The sequence below is a fragment of the Enterobacter cloacae complex sp. P47BA genome, assembly GCF_014930485.1.
Taxonomy (GTDB): domain Bacteria; phylum Pseudomonadota; class Gammaproteobacteria; order Enterobacterales; family Enterobacteriaceae; genus Enterobacter; species Enterobacter bugandensis.
In genome coordinates this window covers 247,375-260,338 of sequence record NZ_JADBRF010000001.1, presented here as the reverse complement: position 1 = coordinate 260,338, position 12,964 = coordinate 247,375, and the positions used below count along the sequence as shown (strand labels likewise).

The following is a 12,964-nucleotide window of genomic DNA, read 5'->3' as shown; positions in this document are numbered from 1 at the left end:
CAAGTACTGCGTCTTCCGCCCTGTATACCTCATGATTATAGTTTCGTCATCACTATTCTTATGCGGAGTAACGACGATGACGCTCTTTTCAAACCAGCCCGGCGATGAAGGCTTACCCAGTCATGAACGCGCCCGGGTGATGGCCGCCGTCATGACCACCACGCTGATGGGCGTCTTTGACGGCACCATGATCAACATCGCGCTGCCCTCCATGGCAAGGGCGATGCAGGTCCCCGCGAACGTTGCGGTGTGGTTTGCCAACGGTTATCTACTATCGGCGGCAATGACGCTGGCCATCTTCGCGGCGCTGGCGGCGCGCGTGGGCTTTCGACAGGTTTTTCTTGCCGGGCTTGCCACCTTTACGCTCACCTCGCTCGGCTGCGCGCTGGCGAAAACGCCCGACATGCTGATCGGGATGCGTATTCTGCAGGGCATCGGCGGCGCGGCTACCCTGAGTATCGCCCCGGCGATCCTGCGGTCCGTTTTTCCGGGGCGACTGCTGGGCCGTATTCTGGGGGTGCACGCCCTGCTTATCGCCTCCAGCACGGCGATTGCCCCTGTACTGGGGGGAACGATACTGGACGCGCTGAGCTGGCAGTGGCTGTTCGCTATTAACCTTGTTCCGGGCAGTATTGCCCTGTTGCTGGCATGGCGGGCCTTGCCGCGGGAATCGGCCGTTGACCGCACTCCCTTTGACGCGCCGGGCGCCGTGCTCTCCGCCGTCCTGTTAGGTTCGGCGATCATGATGGCCGACAGCCTTCAGCACGTGACGGAGCACATTAACCGGCAGGCCGTCTGCTGGGACGTTCTCGCGCTGGTCAGCGCCTTCGCCTTTACCTGGCGTATCCGGCGCGCGCAACATCCGTTACTGCCACCGGTGATGTTCAAAAACGGGCGCTTCACCCTTGCCGCGCTGACCTCGCTGGCCTCGTTTGTGAGCCAGGGGATCACGTTTGTCGCGCTGCCGTTCCTGTTTCAGAGCGTGTATGGCTACAGCCCGGTGGTGTCGGCGCTGCTGTTTACCCCGTGGCCAATGGGCATCGTGCTGATCGCGCCGCACGCGGGTCGCTGGGCGGATACGATCTCCGCGCCGCTGATCTCGACCCTCGGGCTGATCGTCTTTGTCGGTGGGTTGGTCCTGCTGGCCACGTTGCCGGAGAATCCTTCCGTGTGGAATATCTGTCTGCGCAGTCTGGTATGCGGTATTGGATTTGGCTGCTTCCAGAGCCCCAATAACCGGGAAATGCTCGCTAACGTCGCGCGGGAATATGCCAGCTATGCTTCCGGCGTGTTGTCGATTGTGAGGACATTCGGCCAGTGTCTCGGCGCCGCCGTGGTGGGGGTTCTGCTGGGAGCAGCGGCAGGATGGGACCATCAACATGCTATCCAGGTTGCACTGTGGCTAGCCGTCATCGCCTCGACGGGTTCGGTGGTATTCAGCCTGAGCAGGCTGCGCCCTGCGGTTCGGGCATCCGCGTAAATTGTTGCAGCGCCTCTCGGCGCTGCTCGTTTTTACGCCTACGCTGCAGGGCGTTCGTTCCACGCATCAGTGTACTGAATATTTCCGTCCAGAATTTTCCATGTGATTTTTGCATATCGCAAAGATACATTTTCCATGTGACCAGTACCGGGACAATCTCTTGTATCATGCATTATTGGAGTTATTGAAATGACCTTCACCCCTTCCATAAGGATATTGAAGTATTCCACTTCCTGACCAGCATCATTGATGTGGTAGAACTTTAATTCAGCACTATGAAGCGTTTGACCTGTAGCCACAGCTTTGTATAGATAGGGTGAAGATGAATCAATTGCTTTTGTGAGACTGAAAGCAGAGTGTTGCCTTGTACCTGTGAGTTTACCCGTTGCATCATCTGTTGGAATGCTCAGGTTATGAATCAGATCTCTGAGCTCTATACTTCCTTCACGGTCTGCAACATCAGAACCGCCACGGATCATTGCTCCGCCATCGTCTTTCAAAAAGAGGTGTACTGGTACAGCCATTTCTATAACTCCTTATGTTACTTAATCTCTTATTCCATTGGCTATGAGGTTAATTACAGGCATGATCGCTACACCATCTGCATAGAACAGATCAGAATTAGTGAATGAATAAACCTTGCCGGTGATTTTTACATTTACCGTGTTCCCATAAGCTGAAGCAGTAACATTGCTTGTATTGGCTTCAAGGAATGGTGATCGATCTTCAAGGGCTTTCATAATGTTCCCGCTGTTGTCTTTATCTAAATAGAAGCGGTAAACATCCGACACCGTAGCGCCTCCATCATCATACTTAGTTATGTACAGTGTGACGGAATCAGAGAGTTTCTGTTTGCTGACAAAACTATCGTGAGAAGGTGCGTTAAAATAGTATTGATATGTCAGAAACCCACAAACAACGAGCAATAGAATCGTTGTGAGTAAGCAATGAAGCCGTTTAATAACCGTATTTCTTTGCATATTCTATACCTTGCCTTATCCAAAACTGATCGTGAGGATCATCCCCATAAGGCGGTTTTTGATACCAGTGTCCCCATTTCTTTTTGGAGGTTTTAGCTCTTTCCTGCGCCCATCCAGCACCCATCAATAGCGTTTCTGATGGTATCCCGGCAGCATAGCCAGCCGAACCATAATTGAAGTTCCCAAAATTTGCTAACTCCGGGTGTCCTTGCTTGTAATCCCACGGCCCCTTATTTCTTACTTTTTGATAAAACCAAAGATAGGTCGTAGGGATAGCCATGTTTCTACTCATACCATGCGCTCTTGCAATCCTCATGTTTGCCAACACAAGTGCGATTCCTTCTTTAGGCAACAAAGGTATAACAGCCATATTAACCATCCATCCACTGTGGGTATTGGGTATGTGGCCGCGTATCGTACACTTTTGCGATGGTAAAAAAGATATCTGTTTCCAGAGAAATGACGGGAAAATATCCGACTAAGGTATTAATCGCATTAAAAATCAAAGAAATGTAGGCTGCGCCCGGCAAGGCCTACAGGCAAGCGTTGCACAATGTAGGCCGGGTAAGCGCAGCGCCACCCGGCAAGAAAGACGGCGCGTTTGTTTACTCCAGCGCCAGCAGCGCAAAACTCGCCAGCCAGTGCCCGCCGCTATAGTGGCTGCCGACCACATGCCCGACGCTTGCGGCCAGATGTTTCGTCACCGCCTCGCGCAATGCCGGTTGCGCCGGGTGGCTGGCTGGAAGCGCTTTCGCAATATGCTTCATACACCAGGCGCGGCTGAGGTTTAACCCATCCAGATGGGCAATTTTCGGGTCGGTACGGTCGCTCACTTCCGCCGGGTTCATCAGCGCCGCAATGGAGCCGATACTCGGCAGAAACGCGTCAAACCAGGCCGGGAAGTCTTCAGCCACCTTGCTCATCAGCAGCGCCTCCGTCAGCGCACCAGAGATGTACTCATCGCCACCCGGCTCGTAATGGGCCGGGTAGCGCGTATCGGCGAGATAAAACCGCTCCGCCGCCGTCACAATCGCCTGCTCAAGCGCGCTATCTTCCACGGCTCGGGCGTAATCCAGCCCCAGCGCGAGGGCAAACGCCGTGTTGTAGTGCGTTCCGACGCGGATCGGATAGGTTAGCTTGCTGAGGTAATCCACCAGCCGGTTGCCAATATCCTGGGTTAGCGGCTCCAGCGTCTGGTACCAGCCTGCGGCCTGCGGCAGCGACGATTGTTTCAGCTCCTGGGCCAGCGCCAGCAGCCATCCGTAGCCATACGGCCGCTCAAACGAGGCGCGGAACGGCGCGGTGAAATAGGCCAGTTCCTTCACCACATTCTCGTCGGTCAGATGCTCGTCGAAAAGCGCGACGATGTCATTCCGACACGGTAGATCAGGATAGAGGCGCACGCAGCGCAGCAGCAGCCAGTAGCCGTGCACCGCCGAATGCCAGTCGAAACAGCCATAGAAAATCGGGTGCAGCTCGCGAGGCGGCAGAACGTCACCGTCATCATTCAGCAGATGCATGATGTGGTTCGGGTATTCCTGGCGCAAATAGGTTAAAGGCATGCGGGCAAACGCGTCAGCCTGATGTTGCGTCAATTCCATAACAGCTCCTTAGCGAAACACGAGGAAATACATGAGGAACACGTTCACCACCAGCAGGGTTAACGCGGTCGGGATCTGGATCTTGATCACCTGATATTTGTCTTTCAGCTCCAGCAGCGCGGCGGGAACGATATTGAAGTTCGCGGCCATCGGCGTCATCAGCGTGCCGCAGTAGCCCGCGTACATGCCGATCGCCAGCAGCGGCGCCGGGTTGCCGTGATGCACGTTGATCAGGAACGGCAAGGCGATCCCCGCGCTCAGCACCGGGAAAGCCGCAAAGGCGTTACCCATGATCATGGTAAACAGCGCCATCCCCACGCAGTAAATGACCACCAGCATGAAGCGGCTGTCCGGGTTCACGAACAGGCTCACCACCTTCTGCACCGAATCACCGGTATTGGCCGCCACGAACACGCCGCCGAGCATGGCCAGCATCTGCGGCAGGATCACCGCCCAGCCGATGGTATCGACAAGACGACGTGACTGGCGAATGGCGTGCAGCGGCGTGCCTTTGGTCAGCCACCAGCCGGTGAGAATCGCCGCGACGCAGGCCACGCACAGCGCCGCCAGAGTGAGCTGTTTCTGGTCGAGAAGGTAAACGCCGCCAATCGACACCCCCTTCAGGAACAGCGTCCCGATTACCGTCACCACCGGGATCATCAGCGCGGGCAGGAACAGCCAGTTTTTAAGGCGGTTTGACGAGGCAATGCGCTCCTCGTCGGAGGCCATTTTATAGTGGCCTTTCCCGACCAGGCCAAAACCCGCCAGCAGCGCGATAGCGATAACGCAACCGCCAACGATCCGGTATGCCAGCGATTTGCCCAGCTCCTGAACCATCAGGTCACCGAACAGGAAGATCCCGCCGAATAAAAACCAGAACAGCGCGGTGGTAAAACGCTTCGGATTAGCGCGGTCGCGCAGGGTCATGACAACCAGCAGCATCACAACAAAGCCGATCAGGTAATACACGCGATTAATGGTGATAAGCGTCATCATTGCGCGGCCCCCTGCGTACCCTGCTCTGCACGCCAGGCCATGACGTCGCGGCGGATGCTGGCATCCAGGCGCAGCAGGCGCGTCATATGAATAATCAATGCCGCAATGGCGGTGGGAATGGCCCACAGGCCGATATGCAGCGGCTCGATCCCTTCGATCCCGTTTTCCTTCAGAAACGCGTCAATCAGCAGCACCGCACCGAAGGCGATAAAGATATCTTCCCCAAAGAAGACCGCGATGTTGTCGCACGCCGCGGCATGGGCCTTGATTTTGTCGCGAATGTGCTGCGGCAGTTCGCCGTATTCGTTCAGCGCTGCCCCTTCGGCCATCGGGGCCAGCAGCGGGCGTACCGTCTGGGCATGGCCGCCCAGCGACATCAGCCCCAGCGCGGCGGTGCCTTCACGCGCCACGAAGTAGAGCATCAGAATACGCGCCGAGGTGGCGCTGGCGATCTTCGCCACCCAGGCCTGGGCGCGCTCTTTAAGCCCGTAATATTCCAGCAGACCAATTACCGGCAGGATCAGGATGAAGGTCGCCAGCGATCGGCTATTGACGAACTTCTCGCCAAAGGTCTCCAGCAGCATCCCGAAATCCATCCCGACCAGCAGGCCAGTTGCCAGCCCCGCCACCACAACGACCAGCAGCGGGTTGAAGCGCAGTGCAAAACCAATGACCACGATCGGTATCCCGATCAGCGGCAACAGCGTAGTACCGTCCATAACGTTTACCCTATCGAAAGTGAGCGTTGCGCGCCGACGGCTATTTTTTTAATTTGCGGCGAGCGATGTTGTGTTTTTCGTCAGGCTTCACAAAACCTGCGCTAAAAAGCTATATCTGAACCTCAAAAACATGTAAACAAATTATCAATAAAATGTTCTTATTTTATCGACGAGTTTACATTTCTGGCTAAGGAACGTTATGACCTCGAAAAAGAGTGCTTCACCCGATTGCAATGATATCAACGATGGCCGGATCGTCTCCTCCCGCCATCTGGTGTCGGAGCGCTGCGCGGAACTGTCAGAGCTGGAGTACGCGCTGATCATGACCGGCAACGCGTTTAACAAGTGGATGGTGCGCTGCATGGCCGCAGCCGGAGAGCCGGATATGGGCGCTTTTGACGTTTCGCTGCTGCATCACGTGAACCACCGCGACCGCAAGAAAAAGCTGGCCGATATCTGCTTTGTTCTCAACGTGGAAGATACGCATGTAGTGACCTATGCCCTGAAAAAGCTGGTTAAAGCGGGCTACGTGACGAGCGAGAAAGCGGGTAAAGAGCTCTTTTTCTCCACCACAGAGGAAGGGAAAGCGTTGTGCATGAAGTACCGGGACGTGCGCGAAGCGTGTCTGATCGCCATTCATGCGGAGAGCGGCATTTCCGGGAAATCCATCGGCGAAACCGCGCAGCTGCTACGCGCGATCTCCTCCCTGTATGACACCGCCGCCCGCGCGGCGGCATCACTCTGAATTACGGACGTCTGAACAGGGTAATGCTGCGTCCGGCCAGTTCGTACTCTACGGTTTCGGTGAACGCTGTCCCGGCGGCAGCGTCATCCGCCGTAGACAGCTCCAGCACCCATCCCCCTTCGCCAAACTGCGGGATCTGGAACGGCACGGTGCCTTCAAACGGATTGAACAGCATCAGCACGTCGTGCCAGATGCCGTCCTCCTGCTGAAGATCCGGCCTGCTGATGGAGACCCCGAGCGTTGAGCCTTCATCCCACTGCTCGGCCTGCTGCGGACCGCCTCCGGCATTGAACCAGCGGATCTCCAGCCCGTCGCGCCAGCTCTCACGACGCAGCAGCGGCTGCTGCGCGCGCAGGGCAATGAGCCGGCGGGTGAACTCGCGCAGCGCCGCGTCGTTTTCGGACAGCCCCTTCCAGTCGATCCATGAGATCTCGCTGTCCTGGCAGTAGCCGTTGTTGTTGCCCTTCTGCGTGCGGCCAAACTCGTCCCCCGCCAGCAGCATCGGCGTACCGTGGGAGAAAAGCAGCGTGGTCAGGAAATTACGCTTCTGCCGTTCGCGGGTGGCGATAATGTCCGGGTTCTCCGTCGGCCCTTCTTCGCCATAGTTGTACGACCGGTTATCGTTATGCCCGTCGTTATTGTCCTCACCGTTGTCGGCGTTGTGCTTCTCGTTGTACGACACCAGGTCATTCAGCGTAAAGCCGTCGTGGGCGGTGATAAAGTTGACGCTGGCCCACGGGCGACGCCCGCGCAGATCGTACAGATCCCCGGAGCCCAGCAGACGCGCGGCAAAGTCCGTCGAGACGTTGTCCCCCTTCCAGTACTCGCGCACGGTATCGCGGTATTTGTCGTTCCACTCTCCCCAGCCTGGCGGGAAGCCACCGACCTGATAGCCGCCGGGGCCAATATCCCAGGGCTCGCCAATCAGCTTGAGCTTAGAGAGCACCGGATCCTGGGTAACGGCGTCGAAAAAGCCCCCGCGCGGATCGAACCCCTCAGGTTCGCGGCCCAGAATCGTCCCCAGGTCGAAACGAAAACCGTCAATGTGCATGGATTCGGCCCAGTAGCGCAAGGAATCCATCACCATCTGCAGCACGCGCGGGTGCGAGGTATTCACCGTGTTCCCCGTCCCGGTGTCATTAATGTAATACCGGTGCTGGTCCGGCAGCGTGCGGTAGTAGCTGTAGTTATCAATGCCCTTGAATGAAAGCGTTGGCCCCAGCTCGTTACCTTCCGCCGTGTGGTTGTAGACCACGTCCAGAATCACCTCAATGCCCGCGTCATGATAGGCGCGCACCATGTCGCGAAAGCCCTGGATCCCCGCCGGGCCATAGTAGCGCGACGCCGGAGCAAAAAAGCCGAGCGTGTTATAGCCCCAGAAGTTCTTCAGGCCACGGTCGAGCAGATGCTGGTCGTCCGGGAACCAGTGAACGGGCAGCAGCTCCACTGAGGTAATACCGAGGCTTTTGATGTAGTCGACCGAGGCTTTGTGTCCCATCCCCTCGAACGTCCCGCGCAGCTCGGGCGGGATGGCCGGGTTCATCTGGGTAAAGCCCTTCACGTGGCTCTCATAGACGACGGTATGTGGCCAGGGCACGTTTGGCCGGTTGTTGTCCTGCCAGTCGAAAGCGTTCGGGTCGATAACCTTGCATTTCGGCGTAAACGGCGCGCTGTCCCGCGTATCGAAGCTAAGATCCAGTTCGTCATGCCCCAACTCATAGCCGAAATGGGCGTCGTTCCAGTCGATATCGCCCACCAGTTCACGGGCATACGGGTCAATAAGCAGCTTATGCGGGTTAAAGCGGTGACCGTTTTCCGGATCGTAGGGGCCGTAGACGCGATAGCCGTACAGCGCACCGGGTTTCAGGTCAGGCACATAGCCGTGCCAGACCTCATGGGTATACTCCGGCAGCTCCAGCCGGGCGATTTCTGTTTTCCCGGACGGGTCAAACAGACAGAGCTCCACCCGCTCCGCGTGCGCGGAGAACAGCGCGAAGTTAACGCCCTTCCCGTCATAATTCGCACCCAACTGCTGGCCATGACCGGCCCGAATTTCAAACGTAGTTTCCTTTGCCATTTTCGTTCTCCACGATTATTCGCAGGTAAGCAGAACCAGTACACATCCCTTTTCTGACGTTAAATCCAGCGTCTCTTGCAGAATGCGGCTTTCACCGCTGAACAGATCCCGATAGCGCTTCCCGGCCAGTTCGTCGGGTATCGCTACCGTGGTATTGATCCACAGCTGATGATTATCGATGATGCCAAAAACCAGACGCGGCACGGCAACGATCAGCGCCTCCTCGTCTTTAACGCGCGCATAGACAATCAGGTTCTCCTCGCGCTCGCCGGAAACCTTGAGCGGCAGCCAGTCGCCGTAGCGGAAAAGCGCGTCGTAATGCGGTCGAAGCCGCAGCAGCGTGGCGGTGACAAACTGCTTTACCCTGCCATCTCGCCAGCACGCCGGGTGTTCAAACACTGAAGCATCCGCCGCGCTGAGGTTTTGCACCAGCGCGTTGAAGTCCGGCTCCCGCCGGTTATCCGGGTCGACGAGGCTAAAGTTGAGCGCCTCGCTGCCCTGATAGATATCCGGCACGCCGGGCGCCGTCAGCTTGATGACCGTCTGGCTGAGGCTGTTCATCAGCCCGGCGCGGATAAAGGGCTGCATCCCCTCGCTGAAATCGTGCAGGAACGGGGCGTTATCCGGGGAAAGCAGATGCCGCGCATAGCTCAGCACCACGCTCTCATAGCTCTCGTTGCTGTCGATCCAGTCGGTGCGCTGCTTCGCCTCGCGAAGCGCTTTCTCAAGGAAGCCGAGGAAACGCGTCTCCAGCGATGCAAGCCCTTCGGCATCGTCAGGCGACAACGTGGCGGGCCAGACGCCCGCCAGCGCCTGATAGATCATCCAGGTATCGGCGGCGTTCGGCGCGGTGCCGTCGTTGAGAAAACGCACCTGGGTCTGGTTCATCTGCCGCCAGCGGGCGAGATTTTCTCCCCAGCGTTCCGGCGCCTCCGTCAGGGTGTAGAGCCGCGCCCGGGCGTCTTCTCCGCGCTTGGTATCGTGCGTGGAGGTGCCCAGCAGCGCGTCGGGCTGACGGGCGAGACGAATGCGCATCTCCTGGTGAAAGCGGGATAACGAGAACGCGCGCGGTGTCGGGTCAGCGCCCACTTCATTGAGCGCAAGCTCAAGGTTCAGACGGAAAAACAGCGTATCTTCCACCGACTTCGCCATCAGCGGCCCGGTCAACTGCTGGAAGCGAGTTCTGAAAAGCGCGGCGCAGTCGCGGCAATCTTCCGGCAGATCGCCGGTAAGAATGCGCACAATCAGGCTCAGGGCCGCTTCGGAGGTATTTACGCCAGCGACCACGCGGCTAAGCAGCGCCACATCAGGCGGGGTTAATCCCTCGCGAGTGCCGTAGGTGCGGTACACCGGAAAGGCGATAAGCAGCTCGCGCAGCGCGTGGCGGATCTCCTCGCGCGGCAGCGCAACGTCATTGCGGCGGGCCAGATCGTCCGCAAGGTTTAGCAGCGTGGTGAACTCGCCCTCAAAATTACGATCGGTCATCAGACCCTTGGCATCGCGCAGTTCGGCGTGGCGATCAACCGTGACGCCCAGCGTCTCGTCGTGGATTGTCTCCAGGCGCGAGAGATTATCGTCGTCGACCAGCACCTCCGCCAGCGAGGCGATAAACTCGTAGCCGGTGGTGCCGGAAACCGGCCAGTCGGTGGGGAGCTGCTCTCCCTTCGCGAGAATTTTTTCGACCGTGATGTAACAGTCAGATCCAGCTGCCTGCCGCAGCTTCTGCAAATAACCCAGCGGATCGGCCAGGCCGTCAATATGGTCAATGCGCAGGCCGTCAACCACGCCCGCGTGAACCAGCTCAAGAATGAGACGGTGCGTATCGTCGAAGACCGCCTCGTCTTCAACCCGTACGCCTACAAGACCGGTGATCTCGAAGAAGCGCCGCCATGAGAGCTGCTTCGGCGCTTCCCGCCAGGACATCAGCCGCCAGCTCTGCGCCTCATGCAGTTCGGCGATGCTTTTATCCTCGCTGTACTTGCCCGGATTAAGCGGGTACGCCGTGTCGTAATAGACCAGAGAGGCTTTATTCGTGACAGGGTCACGTTTTAACGTAATGGCACCCTTCTCCAGCTCCGCATCAAAGGTGTCGCCGAGAAATGGCAGCGTAAGCGGGCGCGACGCGTCGATATCGAAATAGCGGAAATAGCGGCTCTGCTGGCCGTATTCAATCACGTCCCGCCACCAGGCATTTTCCAGCGAGGTGGACATATGGTTCGGGACAATATCCAGAATCAGCCCCATGCCAGCCTGCCTGAGCGCCGCGGCCATGCGGTCAAACCCTTCCCGACCGCCAATCGCGGGGTCAATTTCATTCGGGTTGGTCACGTCATAGCCGTGGGTGGAACCCGTTGTGGCGGTAAACACGGGCGAGGCGTAGAGGTGGCTGATGCCGAGGTCTTTCAGATACGGCACCAGCTCGACAGCGCGGTCAAACGTCATGCCGTTGCGGAACTGAATACGGTACGTGGCGGAAGGGATCATAACGATGCGTCTCCATCAGCAAAGCGAACGACAATACTGTTCGGCGGCAAAACGTCGTTTACCTCCGGCCAGGCGAAGCGCGTCTCCCCTGCGAGCGCAGGCACGTCGACAGGCTTAGGGCCGATATTGAGCGCCAGAGAGAGCGTCCCGGACGGGAAGCGCCAGCTCACCGCCACCATGCCGGGCGCGGTCTCGATCGTCTTGCCTTCAACGATGCCGCCCTGATGCAGAAGCGGAACAATATAGCGGTGGCGCAACGTCAGCAGGTGGCGGGTGAAGCGCAGCCACGTTTTCCCTTCGTCGGTAGCAATCTTATGCCAGTCGAGCTTTGAGCGAACGAAGGTGTTAACGTCGTTCGGATCCGGGACGGCTTCATCGTGCCCGGCGTGGCCGGTAAACTCTTTCGCGCGCCCTTCCCGCACCGCTTTTGCCAGGTCGCCGTGAAAATCGGTGAAGAACAGGAACGGATGCGTTTCACCGAACTCCTCGCCCATAAACAGTAGCGGGATATGGGGAGAGAGCAGCAGCGCGGCAAGCAGCACCCGCGTCCTGTCGGCCCCCGCGAGGGTGATGAGCCGCTCCCCCTGGGCGCGATTCCCGGTCTGATCGTGATTTTGAATGAAATCGACGAAGAACTGCGGCGGCTGGGTACGGCACTCCACCCCGCGAGATTCCCCGGTTTGCAGCGAAATCTCGCCCTGGTAGACAAACCCTTCCGCCAGCGCACGGGCGAACTTTTTCTCCGGCTCACACGCAAAATCCTGGTAGTAGGCGTGCGTTTCGCCGGTGGCAAACACGTGGGCAGCATTGTGGAAGTCATCATTCCACTCGGCGGTGAACAGCGGCGTGTTGCCCTGTTCATCGCGCGGATGCAGGAAAATCACGTTGCGGCTGTCTTCCGTGGTCAGGTGAACGTGACGGTGCGGGATCGCCTCGCGGATCTTCGCGGCAATCTCCTCCAGAATGTGCGTCCCGGAGCTGTCTTTAATCTGGTCGATGGCATCAAAGCGCAGGCCGTCCAGACGGTACTCCGTCAGCCAGTAGAGCGGTGCGTCGGTGATGTACTGCCTCACCGGCTCGCGCTCGTAAGCGATGCCGTTGCCCCACGGCGTCATCCGCTCCGCATCAAAAAACGCGGGCGACAGCAGAGGGAGATAGTTCCCCTCCGGGCCGAAGTGGTTGAGCACGATATCCAGCACCACGGAAAGCCCCAGCCCGTGCGCGGCGTCGATAAACGCGTGAAAATCCTCCGGCGTGCCGTAGGCAACGTGCGGGGCATACAGCAGCACGCCGTCGTAGCCCCAGCCGCGGGTTCCGCCAAACTGGGAAACGGGCATCACTTCAAGCTGGGTGATACCGAGCTCCGCCAGATAGGGCAGCTTGTCGATGGCCGCCCGGAAGGTGCCCTCCGGGGTAAAGGTGCCGACGTGTAGTTCGTAAATGACCGTCTCTTCCCACGGCCGCCCTGCCCAGTCCCGGTTAACCGGCTGATAGCGTCGGGGATTGATAACAACCGATGGCCCGTTAACATCGCCCTTTTGCGCGCGCGATGCCGGGTCGGGTACCGTCATGCCGTCCTGCAGGACAAACTGATACTCTGCACCGTGCGTGACGCCAGAAACGTCTGCCTGGAACCAGCCGTGCCCCACCGCCGTCATCGGCACGTCGGTGGCGGCCAGACGTAGCGTAAGTTCTTTCTGTCCTTCTGCCCAGACGCGAAAACGTACCACGTCATCGGAAATAAACTCAGCACCCCACTGCTTTTGAAATGTCCTGAATTCCATTCATTGTCCTCGAATGACCCACATTTTACGCGGAACGAAGTACAAGCTTAGTTCAGGATCACAAGTGCGTGAGCTCAGCGGATTTAACCGCGTCGTCT

11 protein-coding genes are annotated in these 12,964 nt (G+C 58.1%); 2 read left to right on the top strand and 9 right to left on the bottom strand.

Annotated features, from left to right (window positions below):
• Window positions 1-76 precede the first annotated feature (76 nt).
• Window positions 77-1,480, top strand: a complete 1,404-nt coding sequence (locus tag IM299_RS01220) for an MFS transporter (protein ID WP_193356881.1) — start codon at window positions 77-79, stop codon at window positions 1,478-1,480.
• A 38-nt stretch (window positions 1,481-1,518) separates the two neighbouring features.
• On the opposite strand, the gene IM299_RS01215 is transcribed toward IM299_RS01220, so the two are convergent.
• The 6 genes from IM299_RS01215 to IM299_RS01190 form a co-directional block, all read right to left on the bottom strand.
• Window positions 1,519-2,004, bottom strand: a complete 486-nt coding sequence (locus IM299_RS01215; RefSeq protein WP_045354100.1) for a type VI secretion system tube protein TssD — start codon at window positions 2,002-2,004, stop codon at window positions 1,519-1,521.
• A 21-nt stretch (window positions 2,005-2,025) separates the two neighbouring features.
• Window positions 2,026-2,460 carry a hypothetical protein gene (locus tag IM299_RS01210; RefSeq protein WP_048958227.1) on the bottom strand — a complete coding sequence of 145 codons (435 nt, stop codon included), beginning with the start codon at window positions 2,458-2,460 and terminating at the stop codon, window positions 2,026-2,028.
• Window positions 2,438-2,830, bottom strand: coding sequence for a polymorphic toxin type 44 domain-containing protein (locus IM299_RS01205; protein ID WP_032623152.1), 393 nt, complete (start codon window positions 2,828-2,830; stop codon window positions 2,438-2,440). The genes IM299_RS01210 and IM299_RS01205 overlap by 23 nt, the downstream gene beginning before the upstream one ends.
• A gap of 235 nt (window positions 2,831-3,065) precedes the next feature.
• Window positions 3,066-4,061: a DUF2891 domain-containing protein gene (locus IM299_RS01200; RefSeq protein WP_193356880.1), complete on the bottom strand. Its 996-nt coding sequence runs from the start codon at window positions 4,059-4,061 to the stop codon at window positions 3,066-3,068.
• Between the two features lie 9 nt (window positions 4,062-4,070).
• The gene (locus IM299_RS01195; protein ID WP_041909955.1) at window positions 4,071-5,057 is read right to left on the bottom strand and encodes a DUF979 domain-containing protein; all 987 of its coding nucleotides are present in this window, start codon (window positions 5,055-5,057) and stop codon (window positions 4,071-4,073) included.
• Window positions 5,054-5,776: a DUF969 domain-containing protein gene (locus IM299_RS01190; protein ID WP_028013182.1), complete on the bottom strand. Its 723-nt coding sequence runs from the start codon at window positions 5,774-5,776 to the stop codon at window positions 5,054-5,056. The genes IM299_RS01195 and IM299_RS01190 overlap by 4 nt, the downstream gene beginning before the upstream one ends.
• Window positions 5,777-5,975: 199 nt before the next feature.
• Here IM299_RS01190 and IM299_RS01185 point away from each other — a divergent pair, with 199 nt between their 5' ends.
• Window positions 5,976-6,521, top strand: a complete 546-nt coding sequence (locus IM299_RS01185; RefSeq protein WP_041909953.1) for a winged helix DNA-binding protein — start codon at window positions 5,976-5,978, stop codon at window positions 6,519-6,521.
• Window position 6,522: 1 nt separating this feature from the next.
• Here IM299_RS01185 and glgX read toward each other — a convergent pair whose 3' ends face one another.
• Genes glgX through treZ form a run of 3 tightly spaced genes read right to left on the bottom strand, consistent with a single transcriptional unit; the run spans window position 6,523 to window position 12,866 of the window.
• Complete coding sequence (gene glgX, locus IM299_RS01180; protein ID WP_028013184.1) at window positions 6,523-8,598, bottom strand: glycogen debranching protein GlgX; 2,076 nt, start codon at window positions 8,596-8,598, stop codon at window positions 6,523-6,525.
• 15 nt (window positions 8,599-8,613) lie between these two features.
• A complete protein-coding gene (treY, locus tag IM299_RS01175) occupies window positions 8,614-11,082 on the bottom strand; it encodes a malto-oligosyltrehalose synthase (protein ID WP_193356879.1) in 2,469 nt (822 codons plus the stop codon).
• The gene (treZ, locus tag IM299_RS01170) at window positions 11,079-12,866 is read right to left on the bottom strand and encodes a malto-oligosyltrehalose trehalohydrolase (RefSeq protein WP_193356878.1); all 1,788 of its coding nucleotides are present in this window, start codon (window positions 12,864-12,866) and stop codon (window positions 11,079-11,081) included. Before treZ ends, treY begins: the two co-directional genes overlap by 4 nt.
• Window positions 12,867-12,964: the final 98 nt, after the last annotated feature.

Excerpts from the sequence above, each read along its gene's own strand:
- IM299_RS01215 (WP_045354100.1), bottom strand. The coding sequence starts at position 2,004 with ATGGCTGTACCAGTACACCTCTTTTTGAAAGACGATGGCGGAGCAATG.
- IM299_RS01200 (WP_193356880.1), bottom strand. The coding sequence starts at position 4,061 with ATGGAATTGACGCAACATCAGGCTGACGCGTTTGCCCGCATGCCTTTA.
- IM299_RS01195 (WP_041909955.1), bottom strand. The coding sequence starts at position 5,057 with ATGATGACGCTTATCACCATTAATCGCGTGTATTACCTGATCGGCTTT.
- IM299_RS01220 (WP_193356881.1), top strand. The coding sequence starts at position 77 with ATGACGCTCTTTTCAAACCAGCCCGGCGATGAAGGCTTACCCAGTCAT.
- IM299_RS01205 (WP_032623152.1), bottom strand. The coding sequence starts at position 2,830 with ATGGCTGTTATACCTTTGTTGCCTAAAGAAGGAATCGCACTTGTGTTG.
- IM299_RS01210 (WP_048958227.1), bottom strand. The coding sequence starts at position 2,460 with ATGCAAAGAAATACGGTTATTAAACGGCTTCATTGCTTACTCACAACG.
- glgX (WP_028013184.1), bottom strand. The coding sequence starts at position 8,598 with ATGGCAAAGGAAACTACGTTTGAAATTCGGGCCGGTCATGGCCAGCAG.
- treZ (WP_193356878.1), bottom strand. The coding sequence starts at position 12,866 with ATGGAATTCAGGACATTTCAAAAGCAGTGGGGTGCTGAGTTTATTTCC.
- treY (WP_193356879.1), bottom strand. The coding sequence starts at position 11,082 with ATGATCCCTTCCGCCACGTACCGTATTCAGTTCCGCAACGGCATGACG.
- IM299_RS01190 (WP_028013182.1), bottom strand. The coding sequence starts at position 5,776 with ATGGACGGTACTACGCTGTTGCCGCTGATCGGGATACCGATCGTGGTC.
- IM299_RS01185 (WP_041909953.1), top strand. The coding sequence starts at position 5,976 with ATGACCTCGAAAAAGAGTGCTTCACCCGATTGCAATGATATCAACGAT.